General features: G+C 67.8%; 21 protein-coding genes. 10 read left to right on the top strand and 11 right to left on the bottom strand.

Annotation, left to right across the window (positions count from 1 at the left end):
- Positions 1 to 2 precede the first annotated feature (2 nt).
- The 4 genes from ACODTW_RS18250 to ACODTW_RS18265 all read left to right on the top strand — a co-directional run bounded on the left by ACODTW_RS18250 (position 3) and on the right by ACODTW_RS18265 (position 4542).
- Positions 3 to 1217, top strand: coding sequence for a COG4223 family protein (locus ACODTW_RS18250; RefSeq protein ID WP_488947487.1), 1215 nt, complete (start codon positions 3 to 5; stop codon positions 1215 to 1217).
- Entirely contained in the window at positions 1217 to 2506 is a 1290-nt protein-coding gene (locus ACODTW_RS18255) for a heme biosynthesis protein HemY (protein WP_488947488.1), read from the top strand. Before ACODTW_RS18250 ends, ACODTW_RS18255 begins: the two co-directional genes overlap by 1 nt.
- A 77-nt stretch (positions 2507 to 2583) precedes the next feature.
- Positions 2584 to 3579 carry a cobalamin biosynthesis protein CobD/CbiB gene (locus tag ACODTW_RS18260; protein WP_488947489.1) on the top strand — a complete coding sequence of 332 codons (996 nt, stop codon included), beginning with the start codon at positions 2584 to 2586 and terminating at the stop codon, positions 3577 to 3579.
- 747 nt (positions 3580 to 4326) lie between these two features.
- A complete protein-coding gene (locus ACODTW_RS18265) occupies positions 4327 to 4542 on the top strand; it encodes a hypothetical protein (protein ID WP_488947490.1) in 216 nt (71 codons plus the stop codon).
- A 65-nt stretch (positions 4543 to 4607) separates the two neighbouring features.
- Here ACODTW_RS18265 and ACODTW_RS18270 read toward each other — a convergent pair whose 3' ends face one another.
- Positions 4608 to 5267: a glutathione S-transferase family protein gene (locus tag ACODTW_RS18270; RefSeq protein ID WP_488947491.1), complete on the bottom strand. Its 660-nt coding sequence runs from the start codon at positions 5265 to 5267 to the stop codon at positions 4608 to 4610.
- 137 nt (positions 5268 to 5404) lie between these two features.
- Here ACODTW_RS18270 and ACODTW_RS18275 point away from each other — a divergent pair, with 137 nt between their 5' ends.
- Positions 5405 to 6325 carry a CPBP family intramembrane glutamic endopeptidase gene (locus ACODTW_RS18275; RefSeq protein ID WP_488947492.1) on the top strand — a complete coding sequence of 307 codons (921 nt, stop codon included), beginning with the start codon at positions 5405 to 5407 and terminating at the stop codon, positions 6323 to 6325.
- Complete coding sequence (locus ACODTW_RS18280) at positions 6318 to 7232, top strand: CPBP family intramembrane glutamic endopeptidase (RefSeq protein WP_488947493.1); 915 nt, start codon at positions 6318 to 6320, stop codon at positions 7230 to 7232. The genes ACODTW_RS18275 and ACODTW_RS18280 overlap by 8 nt, the downstream gene beginning before the upstream one ends.
- Here ACODTW_RS18280 and ACODTW_RS18285 read toward each other — a convergent pair.
- From ACODTW_RS18285 to ACODTW_RS18300, 4 genes are all read right to left on the bottom strand, one after another.
- Positions 7212 to 8072: an EamA family transporter gene (locus tag ACODTW_RS18285; protein ID WP_488947494.1), complete on the bottom strand. Its 861-nt coding sequence runs from the start codon at positions 8070 to 8072 to the stop codon at positions 7212 to 7214. The two genes, ACODTW_RS18280 and ACODTW_RS18285, sit on opposite strands and share 21 nt — an antisense overlap.
- Positions 8069 to 8776 (bottom strand): thiaminase II, encoded by a 708-nt coding sequence (tenA, locus tag ACODTW_RS18290; RefSeq protein WP_488947495.1) that lies wholly within the window; start codon positions 8774 to 8776, stop codon positions 8069 to 8071. Before tenA ends, ACODTW_RS18285 begins: the two co-directional genes overlap by 4 nt.
- A gap of 4 nt (positions 8777 to 8780) precedes the next feature.
- Positions 8781 to 9095, bottom strand: a complete 315-nt coding sequence (locus ACODTW_RS18295) for a ferredoxin family 2Fe-2S iron-sulfur cluster binding protein (RefSeq protein WP_488947496.1) — start codon at positions 9093 to 9095, stop codon at positions 8781 to 8783.
- Between the two features lie 111 nt (positions 9096 to 9206).
- Positions 9207 to 9869, bottom strand: coding sequence for an alpha/beta hydrolase (locus ACODTW_RS18300; RefSeq protein WP_488947497.1), 663 nt, complete (start codon positions 9867 to 9869; stop codon positions 9207 to 9209).
- A 309-nt stretch (positions 9870 to 10178) separates the two neighbouring features.
- On the opposite strand from ACODTW_RS18300, the gene ACODTW_RS18305 reads away from it, so the two are divergent.
- Positions 10179 to 11294 (top strand): cysteine desulfurase family protein, encoded by a 1116-nt coding sequence (locus ACODTW_RS18305; RefSeq protein WP_488947498.1) that lies wholly within the window; start codon positions 10179 to 10181, stop codon positions 11292 to 11294.
- Positions 11295 to 11303: 9 nt separating this feature from the next.
- The gene (locus ACODTW_RS18310; RefSeq protein ID WP_488947499.1) at positions 11304 to 11858 is read left to right on the top strand and encodes a molecular chaperone DnaJ; all 555 of its coding nucleotides are present in this window, start codon (positions 11304 to 11306) and stop codon (positions 11856 to 11858) included.
- A gap of 2 nt (positions 11859 to 11860) precedes the next feature.
- Here ACODTW_RS18310 and glcF read toward each other — a convergent pair whose 3' ends face one another.
- Entirely contained in the window at positions 11861 to 13141 is a 1281-nt protein-coding gene (gene glcF / locus ACODTW_RS18315; RefSeq protein ID WP_488947500.1) for a glycolate oxidase subunit GlcF, read from the bottom strand.
- A gap of 3 nt (positions 13142 to 13144) precedes the next feature.
- Positions 13145 to 14323, bottom strand: a complete 1179-nt coding sequence (gene glcE / locus ACODTW_RS18320) for a glycolate oxidase subunit GlcE (RefSeq protein WP_488947501.1) — start codon at positions 14321 to 14323, stop codon at positions 13145 to 13147.
- A 314-nt stretch (positions 14324 to 14637) separates the two neighbouring features.
- Between glcE and ACODTW_RS18325 the strand changes: the two genes are divergently transcribed.
- Positions 14638 to 14901 carry a YjhX family toxin gene (locus ACODTW_RS18325; RefSeq protein ID WP_488947502.1) on the top strand — a complete coding sequence of 88 codons (264 nt, stop codon included), beginning with the start codon at positions 14638 to 14640 and terminating at the stop codon, positions 14899 to 14901.
- A 44-nt stretch (positions 14902 to 14945) separates the two neighbouring features.
- Here the strand turns inward: ACODTW_RS18325 and ACODTW_RS18330 are convergent, their stop codons facing one another.
- The gene (locus ACODTW_RS18330; protein ID WP_488947503.1) at positions 14946 to 16607 is read right to left on the bottom strand and encodes an electron transfer flavoprotein-ubiquinone oxidoreductase; all 1662 of its coding nucleotides are present in this window, start codon (positions 16605 to 16607) and stop codon (positions 14946 to 14948) included.
- Between the two features lie 156 nt (positions 16608 to 16763).
- Between ACODTW_RS18330 and ACODTW_RS18335 the strand changes: the two genes are divergently transcribed.
- Complete coding sequence (locus tag ACODTW_RS18335) at positions 16764 to 17645, top strand: uracil-DNA glycosylase (RefSeq protein ID WP_488947504.1); 882 nt, start codon at positions 16764 to 16766, stop codon at positions 17643 to 17645.
- Between the two features lie 24 nt (positions 17646 to 17669).
- On the opposite strand, the gene ACODTW_RS18340 is transcribed toward ACODTW_RS18335, so the two are convergent.
- From ACODTW_RS18340 to ACODTW_RS18350, 3 genes are all read right to left on the bottom strand, one after another.
- A complete protein-coding gene (locus ACODTW_RS18340) occupies positions 17670 to 18284 on the bottom strand; it encodes a GNAT family N-acetyltransferase (protein ID WP_488947505.1) in 615 nt (204 codons plus the stop codon).
- Positions 18285 to 18392: 108 nt separating this feature from the next.
- Positions 18393 to 22781 (bottom strand): translocation/assembly module TamB domain-containing protein, encoded by a 4389-nt coding sequence (locus tag ACODTW_RS18345; RefSeq protein WP_488947506.1) that lies wholly within the window; start codon positions 22779 to 22781, stop codon positions 18393 to 18395.
- 10 nt (positions 22782 to 22791) lie between these two features.
- On the bottom strand, positions 22792 to 24606 hold the full coding sequence (locus ACODTW_RS18350; RefSeq protein WP_488947507.1) for an autotransporter assembly complex protein TamA: 1815 nt from the start codon (positions 24604 to 24606) through the stop codon (positions 22792 to 22794).
- Positions 24607 to 24731 lie beyond the last annotated feature (125 nt).

Raw genomic sequence — 24731 nt, forward strand, 5'->3', positions numbered from 1 at the left:
GGATGAGTGACGCAGACAAGACCGGCAATACGGGCCCGCGCATGAGCCTGGAGGATCTGGAACGCGACATCGCCGCCAGCAGCCCCCCGCCCTCTCCACCGCCGCCGCCCGCTGCGGCCAGGCCCGCGCCAAACCCGACGCCGGCCCGTCCGGGTGGTGGTGGTGGCGCCCTGCTGGGTGGAACCGCGCTGCTGATCGCGCTGGGCGCGGCCGGCCTGTCGGGCTACGGCTTCTGGCGTCAGCTGACCATGCCCGCGCCCGCCGTCACCGGTGAAGCCGACCTGTCGCCCCTGTCCGACCGCATCGCGGCGGTGGAGACGCAGCAGCAGAAGCTGAAATCCACGCTCGATGCGCTCTCCCGCCGTCAGGACGCGCTGGAGGAGAAGCTGGGTGGGGATATCAATGTTGCCGCGCGGGAGGATATTCCCGCCGGAACCGACAGCGAACCGGTGCCGGCAGCCACCACCGACAATGCCGACCTGACCGATCTGACCGACCGCGTGGCCGCCCTGGAAGCGCGCAGGCAGGCCAAGGTGGATATCGAGCCGCTGACCAACCGCGTCGAAACGCTGGAGGAGGTCACGGCGGAAGTGATCCCGCGCATCACCATGCTGGAAACCCGCCGCCAGATGGGCGCCGTGGGCGAGGCGCTGATCATCGCCGTGGGTCAGTTGCAGTCGGCCCTGATCGCCGGCCGTCCCTATGGCCGCGAATTGCGTGCCGCCCAGTCGCTGGCCGCCAACGACACCGGTCTGCAGGATTTGCTGGCCCCCCTCAGCGCCACGGCCGAAACCGGGCTGGCCGGCGATATCGAGCTGCGGGAGAAGTTCCGTCTGCTGGCGCCGGCCGTGCTGCGCGCCGACCGCGACCGGGAGGGGGCAGATTGGAAGGACCGGGTGCTGGGCCGCCTGTCCAGCGTCATCACCTTCCGCCGCGCCTCGGGTGAGGTGGCGGGCGATGACGCAGACGCCGTGCTGGCCCGGGCCGAAGCGGCCCTGATCGCCAACGACCTGCCCCGCGCGGTTGAGGAGTTGGAGAAGCTGCCCGCCCATGCCGCCGGCCCCGCGGCCGAATGGCTGAAGCTGGCGGAGGCGCGCATGGCCGCCGAAGCCGCAGCCGCCACCCTGGCCGACCTGTCGCTGGCCCGCATGACGGGGGCCGCAGGCACCCAGTCCGGTACCCCGGCGGGCAGCGGCAAGGACGGGGAGGCCCGTTGATGCGCAAGACCCTGATCTGGTTTCTGAAGATCGGCATCCTGATCGCCGCCGCCGTCTGGGTGGCGCAACGGCCGGGCCGTGTGACCATCGAATGGCTGGACCATGTGGCGGAAATGCCGGTGGGCATTGCCGCCTTGCTGGTGCTGCTGGCCGCCTGGATTGCCGCCACGCTGGGCCGGATCTGGCGCATCCTGCGCAATGGCCCCGGCGCCTTCGGCCGCAGCCGCAATGCCCGCCGCCGCGAAGGCGGTTTCCGCGCCCTGTCGCAGGGCTGGGTGGCCGTGGCGGCCGGTGACACCGACATCGCCAGCAAATCGGCCAGGGCCGCAGAAAAGTTGCTGCGTGAACCGTCGCTGACCCTGCCGCTGCTGGCGCGGGTGGCGGAGATGCGGGGCGATACCAAGGCCGCCGCCGGCTATCTGACCGCCATGCTGGCCAAGCCGGCCACGGAACTGGCCGGACGCCGCGCCCTGCTGACCCAGGCCATGGAACGCGGTGACCGCCCGGCCGCCCTGGAACATGCCCGCCGCGCGCTGGAACTGCGGCCCAAGGCCGACTGGCCCGCCAAGGCTCTGGCAGAGCTGGAGGCCGGCGGCGGCAACTGGATGGAAGCCGACGCAGCCCTGGCCAAGGCGCAGAAGCTGAAGGCCCTGGACAAGGAAGATGCCGGCAAGCGCCGCGCCGCCCTGCTGATCGAAGAGGCGCGGCAGGCCCATGCCGCCGGCCGCGCCGAATCGGCCCTGCAATCGGCACAGGCCGCCTTCGACCTGGACCCGTCCCGCGTGCCGGCTGCGGCCCTGCTGGCCCGGCTGTGGGGCAAGGCGGGCAAGCCGGCCAAGGCCACGCGCGTGCTGGAACAGGCCTGGCGTCTGGGTCCGCACCCGGATCTGGCCGCCGCCTGGGGTGAGACGGCAGCCGATCAGCGCCCGCTGTCGCTGGTCAAGCGCTTCGAACAGCTGCTGGCCCTGAAGCCCGGATCAGCCGACGCCCATTTCGCCCTGGGCGAAGCGGCGTTGCAGGCCAAGCTGTGGGGGGTGGCCCGCAGCCATCTGGAAAAGGCCCGCGAACTGGCGCCCAGCACCCGCGTCCTCCGCCGTCTGGCCGATGTGGCGCGGGCGGAAAAGGGCGAAGGGGCGGAGGCCCAGTCCTGGCTGCACCAGGCCATGTCGGCACCCGCCGACCCGCGCTGGCGCTGCACCAGTTGTGGCACCAGCCATAGCGACTGGCATGCTGTCTGCGACCATTGCAAGGCGGTGGACACCATCACCTGGCCGAAGCCCGCGCGGTAAGGCTACGCTCTCCCCTTCCCCACCGGCGGTTCCGCGGGTTACACCCTGTCCATCGCCCCCTGGTGGGAACATCGTTGATGCTGCTGCCCTTTTCCGGCGGGGTCGACACCCTGCTGCTGCTTGTCATCGCCCTGGTTCTGGACGCCTGCATCGGCGATAGCGGACTTTTGCGCCGCTTTCTGCCGGGACCGGCTGATCTGGTGGCGCGACTGGTCATCCTGCTGGACCGGCGGCTGAACCGCATCGACCGCAGCGACGCGGTGCGCCGGGCGCGCGGGTCGCTGGTGGCGCTGCTGCTGCTGCTGCTGGGGCTGCTGGTCGGATTCTGCCTGTCCGTGCTGGTGCGCGTGCTGCCGGCCGGCGGGATCATTGAACTGCTGATCGTCACACGCTGCCTGACCCTGCGCCTGCCCTGGGGCGCCATGGGCCGCACCATCAAGGCCCTGGAAGCGGGCGATGGGGAAGCGGCCCGTCAGGCCGTGGGCCCCCTGACCGACCGCCAGCTGTGGAGCCTGGACGATCATGGTGTCGTGCGGGCGGGTGTGGAGGGGGCGGCGCGCGCCCTGACCCTTGGCGTGGTGGCGCCGGCCTTGTTCTATGCGTTGTTCGGGCTGGCCGGGCTGCTGGGCTGGGCCGCCATTGACGGCACAGCCCGCATCATCGGCCATGATACGGGCCGGCATCAGAATTTCGGCGCCCTGGCCCGGCGGCTGTCTGCCCTGTTCGGCTTGCCCGCGGCCCTGCTGGGGACGCTGGTCATTCTGCTGACGGCCCCCTTCGTTCCGCATGCCAGCATCCGGCAAGGCTGGCGCGACCTGCAAACGGCCAAGGGCCATCCCGCGGGTACCAACGCCCTGCCCGTCGCCGCCTTTGCCGGCGTGCTGGGCCTTTCCGTCGCCGGCCCGCGGCGAGAAGGGGACCGGGTGGTGAAGGAACCCTGGCTGGGGTCAGGCCGCGCCCGGGCCATGGCCCGGGACCTCCGGGCGGCGACAGCACTCTACGCCATCGCCGCCGTCATCGCGGCCGGCCTGATCGTGGCCCTGGGGGTAGTGGCCACCGGCGCCGGCCTCTGACCCCCCGTGCCACGTCCCGCTGATCGGGGCCCGTCACCGGCCCGCCGCCGCTGGACTGCCCTTCATCATTCATATCCGCCGGTCTGTTGGGATCGGTCCGGTTGGATTGTCGCGTCCACCGACTCGGCCCTGTCGCAATGGCGGTCCACACCTTCACCTTCTCACCACCAGCGCATGATCGGGCGCCGGGCGGCCTTGTCGCCACCATAGTGACTGGAGCCGCACATTAAATATTTCAATTTTCATTAATAAAACCGGTGATACCGTTATCCTTAAATCGGACGTTTCCAGTCAGATTTGGGAAATGGCGGAAATCACGAAGCCAGAAGATCAGCCCCAGTACTTGATCTAATGATACAGCAATTTAAATTGAGAAGATTTATTTATGCAAACGATTACACCAGCCAATTTGTAGTCCTGTTTCCTATTTTTCCAGATAACACCCCCTTGACTCCCTCGATACAGAGAAATTAATCGCTTTGCATACGTATGCATCTTCGACAAACCGGCGCGCATGAATTTTTTTACCGGGGCTTTCTCACCAATACTGACAGCCCGGCCGGCTTTGTCTCAGCGCGTGCGCAGACTGACAAGACCGAGGGATACCCGCGCCGAATCAGACCTTCCCGATGCCAATCCAAATGGAGAGACGAGTTGAACAAGTACAGGGCCTGTTTCGTAATCCTGGCGCTGCTCTTCTGTGGCGGGCCGGCAATGGCCGACTGCGCAATCAAGGATCCGCCGACCGTGCCCGACGGAAAGGCGGCAAGCGAGGCGGAGATGGCGACGGCGCAGGCGTCCGTCAAAGGATATCTGACCGAAACGCAGGAGTTCCTGGCCTGTCTGGATAATATCAAGGTCCATGACAATGCCTGGAACCGCAAATACAACGATGCCAGCAGCGCCATGGAAAAGCTGGCGGCCGACTACAACAAGCAACTGAAGGCATTCAAGTCGAAATAAACGGACCTTCCACAGGCGGAAGCCCGATCCCCGCCAAGCCGGCCACGGAGATCGGGTTTCGTCCGTCAGCGCACGACGATGTTCTGCGCGGACTGCACCAGTTCGGCCGCACTGATCTGCTTGGGCGGGTTCTGCAGGCCGGCGGCACAGCCGGGCCGCGCGTCCAGCTGCGCGATCCAGCGCCGCAGGTTGGGCAGATCGTCGATGGCAACCCCCGACCAGTCATGGGTGCGGGCCCAGCACCAGTTGGCGATATCGGCGATAGAGAAATCGCCGGCCAGGAATTCATGGGCCGCCAGATGCCCGTCCAGCACGGTCAGCAGCCGCTTGGTTTCCTTCTGATAGCGGTCGATGGCGGCCGGGATCTTTTCCGGGAAATAGCGGTGGAAGACATTGGCCTGCCCCATCATCGGGCCCACGCCGCCCATCTGGAACATCAGCCATTGCAGCACGCGGCTGCGGCCCTTGGCATCCGTCGGCATCAGGCGACCCGTCTTTTCGGCCAGATAGACCATGATGGCGCCGGATTCGAACACTGTGAAATCCTCTGCCCGGTCGACGATGACGGGGATGCGGCCATTGGGGTTCATGGCCAGGAACCAGGATTCCTTCTGTTCGTTCTTCGACAGCGAAACCACATGCACATTATAGGGCAGGCCCAGTTCCTCCAGCGTGCAGGAGACCTTGTGCCCATTGGGCGTGGCGGCGGTGTAGAGGTCGATCATGGTGGCGTCTCTCCTTCGATCTGGTTTTGCCGATCATGATGCGCCACCCAACGACCGTATGAAATAACTTCGCGTGCCTTGCCCGCCGCATGGCCGGCCTGTACACCGAATGGCGGGAACCAAGGGCTGGACATTCCATGCGGGAAGGAAGGGAAGGGCGGGATTGGACGCCGGTGCCGGTGCATCTGGTCGGCGTGCATCTGCGCCTGTCCTTCTGGCACTATCTGGCCGGCATGGCGGCGCTGGGATTGATGGTTGTGCCCCTGGGCTGGCTGGCAGGCGGGGTGGCGGAGACGGTCACCCTGTCGCTGGGCTGGCCACCCGGATCCCCTGCCATCCGACGGTTGAGCGAGTTGCTGGCCCTGGGCGGGGTGATCCTGCTGCTGGGCGCCCTGGTCAATATCCAGGGCCGGTCGCTGATGAGCCTGGTGGCACCACAGCGGCATCTGGACCTGGGCATGATGGGCCGGTCGGCCGCCACCTATGCCCTTTCCTTCACCCCCGTCCTGGTCATGGCCTGGATGAGCGGGCAACTGACCCTGGGCCATTGGCAGACGGCGCTGGCCCTGCTGCCCGTCATGCTGGTGCTGGTGGCGTTGCAGGCCACGGCGGAGGAAATGGTCTGTCGCGGCTATCTGGCCCAGGGGTTCCAGGTGCTGTTCGGGCATGCCGCCCTGGCCGCCTTGCCCGTGGCCCTGATCTTCATGTCGCTGCACGATACCGGCGGCTGGGACACGGGCTGGGACCGCAAGGCCAATATCATCATGATCAGCCTGGCCTTTTCCTGGCTGACCACCATGGCCGGGCGGCTGGAGCCCGTGATGGGCGCCCATTTCGCGCACAATATCATCGTCTTCACCCTGGCCGCGCGGCCGGAGACGGGGTTGCCGTCGGTCAGCGGCTTTGCCGAGGATCTGCCGCGCGCGCCCTTCAGCCTGAACGGGCTGCTGGCCCAGACCCTGGTTTATGGCGCGGTCTGTGCGAATTACTGGTTCATCGGCCTGCGCACGGGGTTCGTCGCCCAGGGCTGGCGGGGAGGAGAAAAGCGGGATGCATGACAGCACGAACAGGACGCCGCCGACGCCGGTGCTGATGGCCGGCATCGAAACGGGGCAGTCACGCCGTTCCTATCTGTTGGGCACGCTGCTGATTCTGGCCGGCATGATCGGGCTGGGCGTGCTGATCTATGGCGGGGTGACCGCCGCCTGTCGCGGCGCCAATGTCTCCCCCTATCTGACGTCCTACGCGCTGCTTTTGACCAATGCGACCGCCATTCCCGTCCTGGCCGTGCTGGTGCGGCCCTTGTTCGGCATGCGGCTGATGGACCTGATCGCTCCGGGAAGGCGGTTCGACATGGGCATGCTGGCCCGGTCGGCACTGATCTTTGCCTTACCAGCGTTGATAATGGTGGTCTATGGGCTCTGGGCGGGGGACGTGATCCGAACCAGGCTGGCCCTATCGACCTTCCTGATCTGGCTGCCGGCAACGCTGCTGCTGTTCGGTCTGCAATCAGCGGCAGAGGAACTGCTGTTCCGTGGTTATTTGGCCCAGGGCGTGCAGTTATTCTTCCGCCGCACGCTGATCACCGTCCTGCTGACGGCGGTGATGTTCACCCAGGCGCATGAGGGGACGGATATCCGCGCCGTCTGGGCCCAGCGGGCAGAGATCATGGTCACGGCCCTGTTCCTGTCCTGGACGACGGTGCGCTTTGGTCGGCTGGAAGCGGCGATGGGCGTGCATATCGCCAATAATGTGCTGTTTGCCTGCTTCTTCGGCGGGGCGGCGGGCGACATGCTGGACTTCCCCGGCCTGACGGAGCGGGTCGATACCAACCCGCCGGATTTCGAAGGCCTGATGGATGTGCTGGAATTCGCCGCGGTGCAAGCCGCTGCCATCGGCTTCTACTGGCTGGCCGGCGTGCGCACGGGCTTCATCGAACGGGGCCTATCGCCGCGTCAGGCTTGACCCCACAGCCGCCCCGCAGATCAGGGCGATGGCCGTCACCGCCGACAAGGACAGCCGTTCGCCCAGCAGGAACAGCCCGACGACCGCCGACAGGGCCGGCTCCATGGCCATCATGATGCCGAACAAAGCTGTGGAGACATGGCGGAGCGCCACGAATTCCAGGGCATAGGGCAGCAGGGTGGACAGCATGGATACGGCCGCCACCTGGGCCGCCATGCGCGGGTCGGTGACGAACGACCCCACCACGGGCAGGCCGAACGGCGCCGTGAACAGGGACGCGAACAGCAAGGCCAGGGCCAGCCCCGTCATGCCGGGGATCAGCCGTCCCGTCTGCCGGGACAGCAGGATATAGGCGGCCCAGCCACCGGCTGTGATGATGGCGAAGACCAGTCCCAGCGGGTCCAGGTTTTCCGCCCCGCCCAGCGGCGTCAGCAACAGCACCCCGCCCAGCGCCAGCACGGGCCAGAGGAAATCCAGCGGTCGGCGCGAACCGATGACGGCCACGGCCAGCGGCCCCATGAATTCGATGGCAACCGACACGCCCAGCGGCAGGCGCGCCAGGGCCAGATAGAAATTGGCATTCATCAGGGCCAGCGCCGCGCCCAGCCCAGCAGCCGCAGCCCATTGCGCCCGTGTCAGGCCGCGCCAGTTTGGCCGCACGATGACCAGCAGGATCAGTGCCGCCAGGGCATTGCGCAGGAAGGCCAGCGCCAGGATGTCGTGCCCCTGCGCCACATCCTTGGCCAGCCCGCCCCCCAGCGGCGGCATGGATACGGACAGGACCAGCAGCAGCGGCGCGAACAGCGCCAACCGGTCGGCGGAACGCGCCGGCGCGTTCATGGCAGCAGCCCCAGGCCCATGTCCCAGAACCCCGCCTCCAGCCGGCTGGCAGCGTCGAAGGTACGCGACAGGTCGGCAAAGCGGGCGTCGCCGCCGCGGGTGGCCGACAATCGGTCCAGCAGCGCCACCTGGGCCGCCGCCACGGCGCGGTATTCAGGATCGGCATACATCGCGATCCAGTCGGCATAGGGATTGCCGGAGAGGGTGGTGGCCGGGTCGGCCAGCAGATTGGCCGCGATTTCGGCATAGCCGACAATGCAGGGGGCCAGTGCCACATGCAGGTCCAGCAGATCCCCCGCCAGCCCGCGTTCCAGCACGAAGCGCGTATAGGCGAGCGTGCCTTGCGCCTCCGCCGTGGCCTGCATGGCCGCTTCGTCCAGGCCCCAGCCAGCGCAATATTTCACATGCAGGCCCATTTCCAGATCCAGGATGGCCGCCATGGACTTTGCCGCCGCCCGCATGTCGGCCAGATTATCGGCCTTGAAGGCGGCCAGCGCGTAGGCGCGGGCGAAATGGATCAGGAACAGGTAATCCTGCACCAGATAATGCCGGAAACATTCCTCCGGCAAGGTGCCGTCACCCATGCCGGCCACGAAGCCGTGACGGACATAGCGATCCCAGGACGGCCGGGACGCGGCACGCAGCCGGTCGAACAGACCACCCGGCGACGCCAGGTCCGGCAGGCTTTCGCAGCCGGAATTCATGGTATTACTTGGCGCCCGGCAGCTTGACCGTCAGCCCGTCCAGTTCCGGGGTGATGCGGATCTGGCAGCCCAGGCGGGAGGTCTTGGTCAGACCGAAGGCCAGATCCAGCATGTCCTCCTCGTCCTCGTGCGCGTCGGGCAGCAGGTCGTACCATTCCGGCGTGACGATGACATGGCAGGTGGAACAGGCCAGCGAGCCCTCACATGCCCCTTCCAGGTCGATATCGTGGCGGCGGGCTACTTCCAGGATCGACAGGCCGACGGGGGCATCCACCTCGCGGCGGGTGCCGTCGGTCTCAATGAAAACCATCTTCGGCATTGCGCCAAAACTCCGCTTGAACCAGGAAAACCGGCGATGTGTTACAAAGCCGCCGGGCCCGCGTAAAGCGTCGTTTCAGCAAGTCCGGGCGGCGTTGGGCAGGCGCCGGCGTCAGCCGGCCGCCGCCCCCATGGGCTTGGCCAGCGCCACGTCCAGGTAATCATCAACGATCCGGCCCAGATCGTCGGCCTTTTCATTGAAGAAATGGTTGGCCCCTTCGACCCGGCGATAATCGATCTTGATGTCCTTCTGCGAGGACAGCTTGTTGACCAGACGGGTGACCGAAGCCTCCGGCACAATCTCGTCCCGATCGCCATGCACGATCAGGCCGGAGGCCGGGCACGGGGCCAGGAAGCTGAAATCGAACATGTTGGCCGGCGGGGCGATGGACAGGAACCCGTCCAGTTCCGGCCGGCGCATCAGCAACTGCATCCCGATCCAGGCGCCAAAGCTGAACCCCCCGATCCAGCAGGAAGAGGCGTTGGGATTGTAGGTCTGCAGCCAGTCCAGCGCGGAGGCGGCATCGGACAGCTCCCCCTCCCCCCGGTCATAGGTGCCCTGGCTGCGGCCCACGCCGCGGAAGTTGAAGCGCAGGGCCGAGAAGCCGCGCTTCGTGAAGGCGTGGAACATCGTGTAGACGATGCGGTTGTTCATCGTTCCGCCATGCTGCGGATGCGGATGCAGCAGCAGCGCCACGGGCGCGTTCGGCACCTTGCTGTGGGAATAGCGACCTTCAAGCCGGCCCGCCGGGCCGTTCATGATCACATCAGGCATTGGTTCACCGATCCCGGTCAGTCATGCGTGTGGCGCGTCGGCAGGCGGGGGACATTGCCCATATAACGACCCGGACCCTTGCGGTTCCGGTGGAGGCGCGATTCTTGACCGTCCATCCCTGTCATTCTATAGGAAGCCTCAAGGCGGGAAGTGGGCCGTCGAACCGCGCCGCAAGGCACGTCCCGCCGTCCACAGGATCGCCCCAACGCGTTGACCGCGCAGGAACGGGGGCGGACTATACCACAGCGCCCATATTCGTGTTCAAGCGTCTTCACACGATCGTTCAAGCCTTTGGCGGAAAATAAGCCGATGCCGGCCCCCCTCTACCTTGACTGGAACGCCACCGCCCCCCTGCGGCCCGCCGCGCGCGATGCCATCATCGCCGCGCTGGACGTGACCGGAAACCCCTCCTCCGTCCATGGATTCGGCCGCAAGGCCCGGCGGTTGGTCGAAGATGCGCGCGAACAGGTGGCGGCCCTGGCCGGCGCACCACCTGCCTGGATTACCTTCACCGGCGGCGGGACGGAGGCGAACAACCAGGCCCTGGCGCTGGCGGCCCGTCATGGTCGCCGCCTGCTGCTGGGCGCCACCGAACACCCTTCCGTGCTGGAATGCGCGCCCAGCGCCACCCTCCTGCCCGTCGGCGCCGACGGTTTGATCGACCTGGCGGCCCTGGAAGCGGCACTGAGCGCCGAACCGCGCCCGACCCTGGTCAGCGTCCAGGCGGTGAACAGCGAGACGGGGATCATTCAGCCCTTGGCCGCCATCGCCGCCATCGTGCATCGCCATAACGGCTGGCTGCACAGCGACGCGGTGCAGGCCTCGGGCCGCATTCCCTTCGACATGGTGTCCATGGGCCTGGATCTGGCCACCCTGTCGGCGCACAAGATCGGCGGGCCGCAGGGGGTAGGGGCGCTGGTCGCCGCGCCGTCCGTGCCGCTGGCCCCGCGGCTGCGTGGCGGCGGGCAGGAACGGCGCATGCGGGCCGGCACGGAGAACGTGGCCGGCATCGCCGGTTTCGGCGCCGCCGCCCAAGCCGCGCGCGAAGGGCTGTATGCCTATGCCGGCATCGCCCGGCTGCGTGACCGGCTGGAAGGGGCGGTGCGCGACGCCGCCCCGCATGTACGCATCGTCGGGGCCGACAGTCCGCGCGTGGCCAATACCGCCTGTCTGTCCCTACCCGGCGTTCCCGCCAACAGCCAGTTGATGGGTTTCGATCTGGCCGGCATCGCCGTGTCGGCGGGGTCCGCCTGTTCATCGGGCAAGGTCAAAGCCTCCCCCGTGCTGGGCGCCATGGGTTACGGAGAGGATGTGGCCGGGTCGGCCATCCGCGTCAGCCTGGGCTGGGACAGCAGTGACGCCGATGTCGACCGGTTCCTCGCCACCTATATTCCTCTGGCGAACCGCCACCGCCCCGCTGCCTGAAGGTCGATCTTGGACGAAGCCCTTTCCTGCTGGCACTGCGCCGGCACCGTCGCCGCCCGCGCCCTGTTCTGCCATGCCTGCGGGTCGATCCAGCCGCCAGGGCCGACCGATCCCTTCACCCGCCTGGGGCTGGCCGCGACGTTCGAGCTGGAAATGGCAACCATCGACCGGCAACTGGCCGGCTTCACCCGCATCCTGGCGCCCGAACGGTTCCAGGCGAAGGGGGAGATGGCCCAGGCCCATGCCGCCGCCCACCGCGACACGCTGAACAGCGCCGCCGTCGCCCTGCGCGACCCGGCGGCGCGCGCCCGCGCCCTGCTGGATCTGGCGGAAATCGCCCCACCCCCGCCGACCGGGGGTGGTGCATGGGAGATCGGCATCGCCGTCGCCCCCGATGCCGCATCGCGCGCCCGGGCCGTGGAAGCGGTGAAGACCGACATGCAGGCCGAACTGCGCCTGCTGCTGGATGCCTTCCGCCTGTCCGACCTGCATCTGGCCGCCACCCGTCTGACCAGGATCGAAACGATGGCGCGGGCGCTGGAGGCGGCGCGGCGACTGGGGTAAGGCTACAGCCCCTTCGGCGCCGGCCCGCCCAGGGCCCAGTCCAGCAATTGCACCGTATGCAGGATGGGCAGCGTCGTGCCGCTGCCGATCTGGGTGATGCAGCCGATATTGCCGGCCGCCACCACATCGGGCTGTGTCCCCTCGATCGCGGCCACCTTGCGTGTGCGCAATTCACCGGCCATTTCCGGCTGCAACAGGTTGTAGGTGCCGGCCGACCCGCAGCAGAGATGCCCGTCCGGCACGTCCAGCACCGTAAATCCGGCGGCCCGTAGCAGGTCGCGCGGGGCGTCCTTCACCCGCTGCCCATGCTGCAATGAACAAGCGGCGTGATAGGCCACGCGCAAGGGCCGGGGCGGTTTGGTGCCGGGCGGCAGGCCCAATTGCACCAGCACCTCCGTCACATCCCGCGCCAGGGCGGCGATGCGGGCCGCTGGTTCGGCCAGATCGGCATCATCGCGGAACATGTGGCCGTAATCCTTCACCGTCGTGCCGCAGCCGCTGGCCGTGACGATAATGGCGTCCAGGCCGGCCCCTTCCACCTCCGCCATCCAGGCGCGGATATTGGCGGCGGCGAAGGCGTGGCCGTCATGGCCCATATGGTGGGTCAGCGCCCCGCAGCAGCCCAGCCCCTTCGCCACCACCACTTCCACCCCCAGCCGGGTCAGCAGACGGATGGCCGCGTCGTTGATGGCGGGGTCGATGGCGGGCTGCACACAACCGGGCAGCAGGCCCACGCGCATCCGCCGCCGCCCCTGCGCCGGGAAAAGTGCCGGCCCCTCCTGGGCCGTCCGCCCATGGATACGGTCGGGCGCCAGGTCCAGCATGCCGCGCAGGTCGCGCGGCAGCAGCGCCCGGAACGGCCTGGCCAGCCGCGCCAGCCCCATGGCCGCGCGGAACCGCCCCGGATAGGGCAGGGTCAGGCGCAGGGCCAGCCGCTTCAGCCGCACGGGAAGCGAGCGCGAGCCCGTGCGTTCGATATGGGCGCGGGCATGATCGACCAGATGCATGTAATGCACGCCTGACGGGCAGGTGGTCATGCAGGACAGGCAGGAAAGACAGCGGTCGATATGGTGGGTTTCCACCGGCCCCGCCGCCCTGCCGCTTTCCAGCATGTCCTTGATCAGATAGATGCGGCCGCGTGGGCTGTCGCGTTCATCGCCCGTCACCTGATAAGTGGGACAGGTGGCCGTGCAGAAGCCGCAATGCACGCAAGCCCGCAGGATCTTTTCCGCTTCCGCCGTGCCGCTGTCGACCAACTGATCCAGGGTGAAATGGGTCTGCATGGATCAGAACCCCATCCGGCCGGGGTTCAGGATGCCGTGCGGATCGAACTGCGCCTTCACACGGCTGTGCAGGGTGGCCAGGGCCGGGGCCGGCGGGTGGAACACGGGCACGGTCGCCTTCACGGCGTCGGATGCCCGCATCAGGGTGGCGTGACCATCGCCCCCCACCGCCCCACGCACGATGGCGGCCCCGGCATCGGGCAGGCCCGCCGGCACCCCCAGCCAGATCAGCCCGCCGCCCCAGTCCAGCCAGCCATGGACGCGGGGGATTTGTGCCTGCACGGCGTTCAGCACATCCATGCCGGCCATGGGCGGCACCGACAGGCGCCAGACATCCAGATCGGGCCGTTCCGCCAGCGGCAGCGCGTCGCGCAGCCGCGTCCAGATCACCGCCGTCTCCTGCGGGTCCAGCACGGCCATGGCGGCGCGGCCCTCCAGCAGCCTTTCCAGCGAGGACAGCCGGGTCGCCACCGACAATTCCACCCCATCCAGGCGCAACAGCACACAGGGCGTGCGGTCGGGCAGCAGCCCGTCCATGGGCAGGGTGGCTTGTGTCCAGGCAGCCGCCCCCACCTCCGCCGCGCAGGCCAGCGCATCGGCCAGGACCCGGCTGGCATCGGCCCCGTCGATACCGGCCAGCACCAGGGTGCGCGAAACGGGCGGGGCCGGCAGCACCTTGACCACGATCTCCGTCATGACGCCCAGCGTGCCATGGGCGCCGGTCAGCAGCTTGGGCAGGTCGAAGCCGGTGACATTCTTCACCACCTTGCCGCCCGACCGGAACAGCTCCCCCACGCCCGACAGGGCCGTCATGCCCAGCACATGATCACGGGCGGCCCCGGCGCGCAGCCGCCCCGGCCCCGACAGGCCGCAGGCGATGACGCCGCCCAGCGTCCCCCGACCCGCCGGCCCGCCATAAAGCGGCCCCAGGTCCGGCGGGTCGAAGGCCAGACATTGGCCCTTCGCGGTCAGGGTCGCCCGAATTTCTGCCATCGGCGCACCGGGTTCGGCCACCAGGATCAGTTCGGCCGGTTCGTAGTCGATGATACGATCGAAACCCGCCAGCGACAGATCGGTGCCGGCAACGGCATGGCCCAGCCCCCGCTTGCTGTCTGCGCCCGCGATGCGCAAAGGCTGGCCGGCACGCACGGCGTCGATCAGGTCGGAAAGGCTGTGGCCCATCGCTGGCCGCCTGCTGCTGTTAGGGCTGCGGCATTCTTGTCCCGGCGGCGGCGCGCGCGCAACGCCAATCCCTTGTGAACACACACCGGCCATTGTCAGTGCTCCTGCACGGAAGCTTGACCATCAATCCTATATCGGATATTTTCCGACCTTCGCTTCGATAGGAGCCTTGATGTCCGGGATTGTCGTCATCCGCTGACCCGCCTTATTGGCCGGTCAGTCTTCGCATAAGACCATGCCCCGCCGCGCGTGCCGCCGGTGGCCGTGTGTGGCTGCGTCAGCCCCTCTGCTGAACGGACGACGACAAATCCATCATGAACATCTCAAAGCCGGAGCAGCGGACGCTGCACGCGCTGGCCCAGGGTGGCCGCATCAACCTGATCCGTAACGAAGCCGATTATCACGACATCCAGGCTGTGGAATGCCTGACGCGGGAGGGCTGGCTGCTGGTGGACTGCACCCTGTCGGTCTTCCGCAGGCTGAAGGCCCGCCGCCTGATTTCCTCGCGCGAGGGCGGGCCGTACCGCATCACTCGCGATGGTCTGGCGGCGGTCCGGCCGCAGTTGGACAACCGTTGAAACGAAAACCCCGGCATCGTTGCCGGTGCCGGGGTTCGCATAACTCACATGTTCGGGTAGTTCGGCCCCCCGCCGCCTTCCGGCACGGTCCAGGTGATGTTCTGCAGCGGGTCCTTAATGTCGCAGGTCTTGCAGTGCACGCAGTTCTGCGCGTTGATCACGAAGCGCGGGTTCGACCCATCATCGTCGCGCATCACCTCATACACGCCGGCCGGGCAGTAACGCTGCGCCGGTTCGTCGTAATTGGGCAGGTTATGCTCGATCGGGATGGTCGGGTCCTTCAGCTTCAGATGCGCCGGCTGGTTTTCCTCGTGGTTGGTGTTGGAAATGAACACCGAGGACAGGCGGTCGAAGCTGATGACGCCATCGGGCTTGGGGTACTTGATCTTGCGGGCCATGGTGGCCGGCTTCAGGCTTTCATGGTCGGCCTTGGTGTGGTGCAGGGTATAGGGCAGGAACTTGCCCAGGCCCAGATCATGCGCCCACATCTGAAGGCCGCCATGCAGGTTGCCCAGCATCAGCCCGGCCTTCAGGCCCGGCTTGACGTTGCGGACCTTGAACAGGTCCTCATGCACCCAGCTTTCCTTCCACGACTTTTCATAGGCCGACAGGGTGTCCCCCGAACCGACGCCGCCGGCCAGCTTCTCGAACGCTGCCTCTGCCGCCAGCATGCCGGTCTTCATGGCATTGTGCGTACCCTTGATGCGGGGCACGTTGACGAAGCCGGCGGAACAGCCGATCAGGGCGCCGCCGGGGAAGGTCAGCTTCGGCACCGACTGCAACCCGCCCTCGTTGATGGCGCGCGCGCCATAGGACAGGCGCTTGCCGCCTTCCAGATATTTGCGCACGAACGGGTGCTGCTTGAAGCGCTGGAATTCCTCGAACGGCGACAGATGCGGATTGGCATAATCCAGATTGACCACGAACCCGATGGAGACCTGATTGTCTTCCAGATGGTACATCCAGGAACCGCCGGCCGTGCTGCTGTCCAGCGGCCAGCCCTGGGTGTGCATGACCAGACCCTGCTGGTGCTTTTCCGGGTCGATCTGCCACAGTTCCTTGATGCCGATGCCGTATTTCTGCACATCGCAATCGGAGCGGAGATTGAACGTCTCCATCAGTTGCTTGGACAGGTTGCCGCGCACGCCTTCGGCGAAGAAAGTGTACTTGCCGTGCAGTTCCATGCCGGGGGTGTAATTGTGGGTGGGCTGGCCATCCTTGCCGATGCCCATGTCGCCGGTGGCGACACCCTTCACGCTGCCATCCTCGTTGAACAGCACCTCGGCCGCCGCGAAGCCGGGATAGATCTCCACCCCCAGCTCTTCGGCCTGCCCCGCCAGCCAGCGGCACAGATTGCCCAGGCTGATGGCATAGTTGCCGTCATTATGCATCAGCGGCGGCAGCAGGAAGTTCGGCACGCGGATGCCGCCCTTGTCCGACAGGATATAGAACCGGTCATCGGTCACGGGCGTGTTCAGCGGCGCGCCCTTTTCCTTCCAGTCCGGGATCAGCTCGTTCAGCGCCTTGGGGTCGATGACATTGCCCGACAGGATGTGGGCGCCGACTTCCGATCCCTTTTCCAGGACGCAGACGCTGACTTCCTGGCCCTTTTCGGCGGCCAGTTGCTTTAGTCGGATCGCCGCGGACAGGCCCGACGGCCCCGCGCCAACGATCACGACATCATATTCCATCGATTCGCGTTCCATACCCCGTCCCACCGCTTGTTCCAGCCCGCCCGACGATCGTTCGTTCCGTTTTCCGGACAGGCACGATCCAGACAGCGCAGGGCTGCCGGCCCTTCCAGCGGGGCCGATCCTCTACGATGCTGTTAAAACAGCATAGGCCGATGGTAGGGTCAAACCATGATTGGGATTACAGAATCCGTGGCCGCCCTGCGATTCCTGCTGGACGCAGGCGTGGATGAAGCCATCAGCGACATGCCGACGGACTGGTCGGCCGTGGCCGCGCGTGCGCGACCCCAAGGCGCCGTAGCGTCACCTGCCCGGCCCGCCGCCCCCCCGGCCACCGCGCCATCCCCCACCTCCGGGGCCGGGCCGGCAAAAGCTGCACAACAGCTCAAAAACGAGAGCATGCCTCCCCTGGGCGCGCAGGAGGCCGGGCAGTCGGCCCGCGCGGCGGCGGCGGCGGCCCACGACCTGGACTCGCTGAAGGCGGCCCTGGCCGCATTCGACGGCTGCACCCTGAAGCAGACAGCGACCAATCTGGTATTCGGGATGGGCAGCCGGCAGGCACGCATCATGCTGATCGGGGAAGCACCGGGGGAGAATGAGGATCGGCAGGGCCTGCCCTTTGTCGGGCCGGCGGGGCAACTGCTGGACCGCATGCTGGGCGCCATCGGGCTGGACCGGCATGCCGAGGACCCGGCCAAATCCGTCTATATCACCAACATGCTGCCCTGGCGCCCACCCGGCAACCGCAGCCCGACCGACAGCGAGATCGCGGCCTGCCTGCCCTTCATGGTGCGGCATATCGAACTGCTGGCTCCCGACATCCTGATCTTCGCGGGCGGCATCAGCGCCAAGGCCATGCTGAACCGGACGGAGGGCATCACCCGCCTGCGCGGCCGCTGGTTCGATTACAGCAGCAGCGGGCTGAAAAAGCCGGTCGTGGCCATGCCCATGCTTCATCCCGCCTATCTCTTGCGCAATCCCGACGCCAAGCGGGAAGCGTGGAAGGATCTGCTGGCCCTGCGGCTGCGGCTGGACGGGGTGGGCCAGGGCTGACCGGCCCCATGCCTTTCACCACCGTCACCGCGGCGACAGCCGCGCCTTGACCCCCGCCCATTCGCGGTCGGTGATGGAGAAGTAGACACTGTGCCGCATGCTGCCGTCGCTACGGATGACATGGTTGCGGAACGTCCCCTCTTCCACCGCCCCGATGCCGGCCAGTGCGGTGCGGGACTGGGTGTTGAAACTGTCGGTCTTGAACTCCACCCGAATACACCCCCAGCTCTCGAAAGCGTGGGTCAGCATCAACAGCTTGGCCGCCCGGTTCAGGCCGGAGCGCTGGAATGCCGGGGCCAGCCATGTATAGCCGATCTCCACATGCCGGTTCGCCCGGTCGATAGCCAGAAAACGGGTGGAGCCGGCGACGCGGCCGCTGGCCTGATCAATGGTGACGAAGGGCAGCATGCGCTCCGCTGCCTGTTCCGCCAGGGCCAGATCGATCCAGGCCGCCATCTCGTCCCGGCTGCGCACCGGCGTGGGGTACCAGCGCCAGACCACCTCATCCAGCCCGATCGCGCACAACGCATCCAGATGGCCGGGCCGCAAAGGTTCCAGCCGGGCCACAGGACCCGACAGGGTGACGGGGTCGGTAGCAATGGGAGCGGCGGGGAAAGCAGGATATTCGCGGACGAACATGGGAGCGCACACCGGCAGCGGTTGGGTTGGCCCGAACAGTCGCTACCCCCCGGGCCGCCCGTCAATTCCGGTCTTATCACCAGGACAAGATAGGGTCAGCCGCCCGGGTCAGTAATCCCACTCGAACTGTATGCCGACCTTGCTTTCGGTGCCGACCTCGCCCCGCGCCTTGATATGCTGGGTGATGCCATATTCGACCGTGGCCTTGGACTGGCCCGTGCCCAGTTCCTGTTCGACGCCGATATAGATGTTGTCGCCGATATAGCGGCCGGCGGCAACGGTGCCGGCCCCCGTGCCATCCTCGCTGCCGCGGAATTCCAGCCGGTCGACGCCCAGCGAGCGCTTGATATTATCGACAAAGCCCGGCCCGCCGCCGAATAGGCCCGACAATTGCGCCGCTGACTGTGCCAGCTGCACCGCCTCCAGCGCCGACAACTGCCCCGCCCCGCGGTTGAACAGCAGCCGGGCCAGCACCTCATCCTCCGGATAGACGGGCTCCGACGACAGTTTCACCGACGGTTTCGATGGATGGCCCGTGATGTCGACAATGGCCGTCAGGTCGCCGCGCTGGGTCCGCGCCTCCACATCTAAAGCCGGGTCGAAGGTGCCGTCGCCCAGGAAGGTGACATTGGCCCGCGACAGGGCAAAGGTCTGGCCCAGCACCCCCATCTCGCCCTTGACCAGGGAGACATTGCCCGACAGCAGCGGCGTCGCATCCGTGCCGCGCAGCTTCAGCGATGCCTTCAGTTCCGCATCCAGCCCGCGCCCGGCGACATAGACCTGATTGGGTGCCTCCACGTCGATGTTGAAGCGGATGACCAGGACGTCGGGCTGGGTCGGCTGGGTCTTGGGGTCGGCGCTGCTGACGGCACCGGGTGGGGGGCTGCGACGCGGCTGGTTGATCTCCACCACCTTCAATTCGACCACGGTGGGCGGCAGCTTGTCCGGGATGCGGATATGGGCGCTGGCGATATCGACGCGGCCGGCCAGGGTCACATCGTCGGGCGTGCCCGTGACACTGATATCGGCGCCGGCCACGGCTTCGACCATGTCGATATTGGCCAGCTTCGCCTTGGTCGCGCGCAGGCGCAGGTCGACCTGCCGGTCGCCCAGTTCGGGCCGGAAGCCGAAGGTGCCTTCCAGCGTCACCTTGCCGCCGCCGGGCGTCTGGCCCTCGAACCGCTGGATGGCCAGCCCGTGCGGATCGCCCGTCAGCACGGCCTGGATGTCGGTGACCTGCGTGCCCCAGCGCTGGTTCTCATACCGCGCCTTGTCCAGCGTCACCGTACCCGTCAGGTCGCGATGGGCCAGCGTGCCGCCCAGGGTCAGGTCCAGCACCATCTGTCCGCCCAGCCGGTCACCCGACGTTGCCAGCAGATCGTTCAACCGGCGCAGGGCCAGATTGCCTTCCAGCCGGCCGCTGACGGGCTTGTCATCGGGCAGGACGATGTTGGTGGCGCTGCCCTGCATTTCCAGCGGCAGGTCGGCACGCACCGACAGGCCCACGCCCTGCCCGGCGCTGTCCACGCGTAGATCCAGCCCCATCCGCCCGCCGCGCCATTGCCCCGTCAGGACAGCCGTCAGGGGCGACGGCCCCTTGGGGGACGGCGGGGCGAAGGCGAAATCCGACAGTTTCACCGACAGGGCGGCGCGCGGGTCGGCCACGCTGCCCGACAGGGTGGCCGTGCCATCCAGGCGTCCGTACAGGGTCAGGGTCGGCTCGATCATCCGCACCCAGTTCAGGGGAACCCGCGACAGGGCCAGTTGCCCGCCCAGCCCCTTGCGCGACAGGTCGGCCGTCAGATCGATGCGGGCGTCGCCGGCCAACAGGGCCAGATTGTCCACCCCCACCACCCCGTCGCCGTAGGACAGGCCGGCGGGCCGGTCCAGATGGAAATCCGTGTCCGCATAGGTGCCGGCCAGCCGCGACAGGCCCAGGCGCGTCACCCCGTCGGCCGAGCCCGCCGACAATTGACCGGCCAGCGACAGGCGCAGGGGCGCCTGCCCGCGCTTGCCCGACAGGTCGAAGCTGATGGCGGCCGCCGACAGGGGACCGCTGATCCCGCCCTTCACATTTTCCAGGTCCAGCGTACCGAAATCCACGCCCGTCAGGGTGAAGCCGGCTTCCCAGGCGGGCTGCCTGCCCTTGCCGTCCAGCCGGGCCGTCAGCCCGATCTTCGCAATCTTCTGCCCATGCCAGCGGCGCCAGATTTCCTTGAAATCGGCGCGGACATCGGCCGATTGCTTCCCCTTGTCGGCCGTCAGGTCGATGCCGACGCGGCCATTGCCCCAGACCTCGTCCCCCACGATGAAGGCCAGGATGCCCAGATCCGGCACCGTGCCATCCAGCCGCCCCGTCGCCAGCCCCGTAGCCCGATCCCAGGTGACGGCACCATCGAACCGGTTCAGACCGATGACGGCCTCCAGATCGGGTACGGACAGTTTCGATCCCGTCATGGACAGGCTGGTCTTCACGCCGATGCGCTGCCCGTTCAGGCTGGCCGCCAGCACCAGATGGCCCTTCGGGGCAGCCGGCAGTCCGGCCAATTGCGCGTCGATACGGCTGTCCTTCAGATGCAGCCCGTCCAGCACCAGGTCGGTGCCTACGGCTTCCAGCACCAGCGTATCGGCCGCCATGCTGCGCAGCTGCACCGTCACCGCGCCCGCCATCTCCGCCCCCAGCGCCGGGGTCAGGGGCGACAGGTCGGGAATGTCCAGCGTGGCGTCGGCCGACAATGTGCCCGCGCCGAACCGCCCCTGGCCCGACAGTTTCACATGCGGACCGGTCAGGGTCAGCCGGTTCAGGATGGCGGGCGTGCCCAGCGACAGGTCGGCCGTCAGGTCGGTACGGCCGGCAAGCAGGGCGTCGGCAGCGGCGATGCCGGTGCCCAGCCCTTCCACCTGGCCCTTCAGTGCCAGCGACGGCACGCCTGCCGCCAGACGGACATCGCCCTCCAGCGCCAGGGCGCCGCGCAGCGGCCGGCCGGCCAGCCCAGAGAGAGGCGCCAGATCGCGGGCGGCCAGCGTCACGGCCAGTTGCCCGTCGCGACCCCAGCCGGCCAGATCCCCCTTGGCGCCGGCCTGGATGCCGTTGCCGGCCAGGCCGGCTTCCGACAGGGCGATGCGCCCTCGTGCCAGGGTCACCAGGGCCTGGGCGGACAAGGTGGCGTGCGGTCCCGTCAGGTCGGCCAGCGGACCGACCGTCCCGTCCAGGGCGATATCGGCCCTGGTGTCGATCGTGCGCAGGCCCTTGCCGGCCTTGGCCGTCAATTTCAGACCCAGGCTTTTCGCGGCCAGATCGGCGATGGCGGGATTGTCGGCCGTCAGATCAGCCACCAGTTGCGGCGCGTCGGGCGTGCCGGTCAGGGTCAGGCTGCCGCGCGCCGCGGTGAAGCGGGCCGGTGCCGTCAGCGGCAGCAGCAGGGCGCTGTCCGGCACCTCCACCCAAGCGCCGATATTGACGGCGCGGGTCTTCAGATCATAGGCACCGCCCCCCACCAGCCGGCCCACGGCTGCCTGCACCGACACCCCGTCCAGCGCCAGCTGCACGCCCGGATCGATCAGACCGCCGGCGCCCACGCGCAGGTCCGGCCCCAGCAGCGGGCGGATATCGGCCGGAACCAGCGCCTGGACATTGCCTGACAGGTCCAGGCCGAAGGTCAGCTTTCCATCCACGGGGCGGATACGGAATTCGGCCTTGGCGTCGGCGGCAGCGCCGGCCTTGGCCGTGGCCGTCCCGGTCCAGTCGGTCAGCGGCCCTTCACCCTTCAGGGTCAGGGTCACGGGCGGGCGGCCGGGAATGTCCAGCAGTTCGGCCAGCAGGCCATTGCCCTGTTCCAGCGCTTCGGCCGACAGGGTCAGGCGCCGGCCCGGCCGGTAATCGGCCGACAGGGTCAGGGTGCCCGGCCGGTCATCGATGCGCGCCACATCCAGGGCGCCCGATCCGCCCAGGGCGCCGGCCGGCAACTGCGCCCGGCCCGACAGTTTCAGCACGGCCGGGCTGCCGCCCAGCAGATCGGCCCCCAGCGTCACTTTGTCCAGCGCCAGCGTGTCCACCGTTACCGCCACGGGCAGGCGGATAGGGCCCGCCTTGTCGTCCGGATTGTCGGGCGTGGGCAGGGGTTCGCGCGCCACGGTGACGGCGGCGGCCCCCAGGTCGGTCACCTTGACCGTGCCCATCAGCAACGCCCAGGGGTTCCAGGCCAGCCGTGCCTGATCGACCGTCAGCCACACGCCCTGATCGTCGGCCAGGGTGACGCGGCCCAGGCGCAGGTCGAACAGCGACCCGTCCGCCCCGGTCAGCGCCAGACCCGGCACCGCATCGCGCAGCCGGGCCAGCGCAAAATCACGCCCCGACGGGGTGGCCAGCCAGATGCCGGCCGACACGGCCAGCAGCAGGACCAGCGCCACCAGACCCGACAGGCCGGCGGCGATCCAGATCAGCACCGCACGCAGGGGGCTGGCCGGGGCAGCGGGGGCATTGGCTTGCGGTTCCATCTCCACCCCCTCAGAATGCCTGGCCGATGGAGATGTAGAACTGGAACGCCTTGTCACCCGACCGGCGGTTCAGCGGCACGGCCACATCCAGGCGGATGGGGCCGATGGGCGTGTAGTAGCGCCCGCCGATGCCGGCCGCATATTGCAGGGTTTCGCCCAGCTTGGGATATTCGGTCGAGTAGACATTGCCGGCATCGAAGAAGGGCACGATGCCGATATCGTCCGTCACCTTCACACGCAGCTCGGCCGACATTTCCAGGATCGACACGCCGCCCGTGGGCGTGCCCGTGCTGTCGCGCGGGCCCACATCCTGATAGCCATAGCCGCGGATCGAGCCGCCGCCGCCTGCGAAGAAACGCTTGTCGGCCGGCACGTCCAGCAGGCCGCCACCGACCACCGCGCCATAGACACCGCGCAGCGCGCCCACATAGTCGCCATTGCCCATGAAGTCGAAATAGGTGCTGGCGCCCACCCGCGCCATGGCGAAACTGTTGCTGTCGCCCAAGGCGGCCAGATAAGGCGTGACCGCCCCCGACAGGCGGAAGCCCTTGGTGGGGTTCAGCAGATCGTCGGTGCGATCCCAGCTCAGCGCGATGGGGATGCCGATCAGGGTATTCTTCGTGGTCTGCACATTCTCCCTGATGCGCGACTGCTCGGCCGTCACACCCAGGCTGGCCTTCATGCCCTTACCCAGCTTGCGCTCCACGGCCCCGGTCAGCACCAGCGCCTGCCGGCGATAGGCGTCGGGCCGTTCCGACAGGGCCTGGGCCGACAGGTTCAGTGACTGGTTGCGCGACAGGAAGTCCGGCTGCTGATAGGTACCGGCCAGGCGATAGTCGAAATCGCTGGCGCTGGTCTCCCCGCGCCGGGCGATGCCAGCGACATTGGAATCCACACGCAGCTTTTCGCCATTGCCCATCAGGTTGCGGTCGCCCCAATAGGCATTGGCGCCAAACCCGTCCGTGGTGCCGTAATCGGCGCCGAAGCCCACGAAATTCATGGCCCGTTCGGCCACGTCGATCAGCACGGGGGCCTGATCGTCCGCCGTCGGCTGGTCGGCCAGCCGCATGCGGACGGAGGAGAAGACACCCAGGTCCGCCAGGGCCTGGCGTCCATCCTCCATGGTGGCCGGGTGATAGGGATCGCCGTCGCGCCAGGGCAGGCGGCGGCGGGCGGCGCGCAGCGACACCTCGTCCAGGCCGGCGAACGTCACCTGACCGAAACTGACCTTCGGCCCCGGATCGACGGTGAAGGTGACATCCATGCCCTGCTTGGCGTGGTCGACCACCAGCTTGCGGTCGACCAGCCTGGCATAGGCGTAACCCTTCTCCGCAAAGCGGGGCAGGATGCGGCCTTCGGCATCGGTGATGGCGGGGCCGCGCGCCACGGCACCAAGGGGCAGGCCCAGCGCCTGAGCCGACGGCACCTCGATGGGCAAGGGGGCCCCGTCCAGACCGGCGATGGTCACGCCGGTGACCTTGTAGGCCGCCCCCGGATCGACGCGGACCAGCACCTTGGCCGGGCTGCCATCGACCTCAATCTCTGTCTCCACCAGCGCGTCGTAATAGCCTTCCGAGCGCAGGGCGGCCCGGAACCGGCCCAGATCGGCATCGGCCCGGCGGCCCAGCCCGATGGGCGTGGGCGGGGGGCTTTCCTGCAACAGAACCAAGCTGGACACTTCACCCAACAGGCGCGACAGCTCCGGCTTGCCGTCCAGCCCCTGGATTTCCACCACATAGGGCGTGTCCTGGGCATGGGCACCCGTCGTGACCGCCAGGGCCACTGCCACCATCACCACCCATTTCCGCGCCGCGGCCTTCGCCATATCCTCCCCCGGTTGCCGCCATGGTGGCACGGTTGGGCGCGGGCTTTCCAGGGGGAAGGCCTGGGTAGGCGATGTGACAATCGTGGTAGACCCATACCAAGGTGACGGCGCGCAAACGCAGGGCA

This window comes from Niveispirillum sp. FG148 (genome assembly GCF_057809655.1).

Bases quoted from the DNA above. Each gene is read 5' to 3' on its own strand.
- glcF (WP_488947500.1), bottom strand. From the start codon at position 13,141: ATGCAGACCCATTTCACCCTGGATCAGTTGGTCGACAGCGGCACGGCG.
- ACODTW_RS18280 (WP_488947493.1), top strand. From the start codon at position 6,318: ATGCATGACAGCACGAACAGGACGCCGCCGACGCCGGTGCTGATGGCC.
- ACODTW_RS18275 (WP_488947492.1), top strand. From the start codon at position 5,405: ATGCGGGAAGGAAGGGAAGGGCGGGATTGGACGCCGGTGCCGGTGCAT.
- ACODTW_RS18250 (WP_488947487.1), top strand. From the start codon at position 3: ATGAGTGACGCAGACAAGACCGGCAATACGGGCCCGCGCATGAGCCTG.
- ACODTW_RS18330 (WP_488947503.1), bottom strand. From the start codon at position 16,607: ATGGAACGCGAATCGATGGAATATGATGTCGTGATCGTTGGCGCGGGG.
- ACODTW_RS18335 (WP_488947504.1), top strand. From the start codon at position 16,764: ATGATTGGGATTACAGAATCCGTGGCCGCCCTGCGATTCCTGCTGGAC.
- tenA (WP_488947495.1), bottom strand. From the start codon at position 8,776: ATGAATTCCGGCTGCGAAAGCCTGCCGGACCTGGCGTCGCCGGGTGGT.
- ACODTW_RS18255 (WP_488947488.1), top strand. From the start codon at position 1,217: ATGCGCAAGACCCTGATCTGGTTTCTGAAGATCGGCATCCTGATCGCC.
- ACODTW_RS18340 (WP_488947505.1), bottom strand. From the start codon at position 18,284: ATGTTCGTCCGCGAATATCCTGCTTTCCCCGCCGCTCCCATTGCTACC.
- ACODTW_RS18285 (WP_488947494.1), bottom strand. From the start codon at position 8,072: ATGAACGCGCCGGCGCGTTCCGCCGACCGGTTGGCGCTGTTCGCGCCG.
- ACODTW_RS18260 (WP_488947489.1), top strand. From the start codon at position 2,584: ATGCTGCTGCCCTTTTCCGGCGGGGTCGACACCCTGCTGCTGCTTGTC.
- ACODTW_RS18295 (WP_488947496.1), bottom strand. From the start codon at position 9,095: ATGCCGAAGATGGTTTTCATTGAGACCGACGGCACCCGCCGCGAGGTG.
- glcE (WP_488947501.1), bottom strand. From the start codon at position 14,323: ATGGGCCACAGCCTTTCCGACCTGATCGACGCCGTGCGTGCCGGCCAG.
- ACODTW_RS18325 (WP_488947502.1), top strand. From the start codon at position 14,638: ATGAACATCTCAAAGCCGGAGCAGCGGACGCTGCACGCGCTGGCCCAG.
- ACODTW_RS18350 (WP_488947507.1), bottom strand. From the start codon at position 24,606: ATGGCGAAGGCCGCGGCGCGGAAATGGGTGGTGATGGTGGCAGTGGCC.
- ACODTW_RS18345 (WP_488947506.1), bottom strand. From the start codon at position 22,781: ATGGAACCGCAAGCCAATGCCCCCGCTGCCCCGGCCAGCCCCCTGCGT.
- ACODTW_RS18270 (WP_488947491.1), bottom strand. From the start codon at position 5,267: ATGATCGACCTCTACACCGCCGCCACGCCCAATGGGCACAAGGTCTCC.
- ACODTW_RS18300 (WP_488947497.1), bottom strand. From the start codon at position 9,869: ATGCCTGATGTGATCATGAACGGCCCGGCGGGCCGGCTTGAAGGTCGC.
- ACODTW_RS18305 (WP_488947498.1), top strand. From the start codon at position 10,179: ATGCCGGCCCCCCTCTACCTTGACTGGAACGCCACCGCCCCCCTGCGG.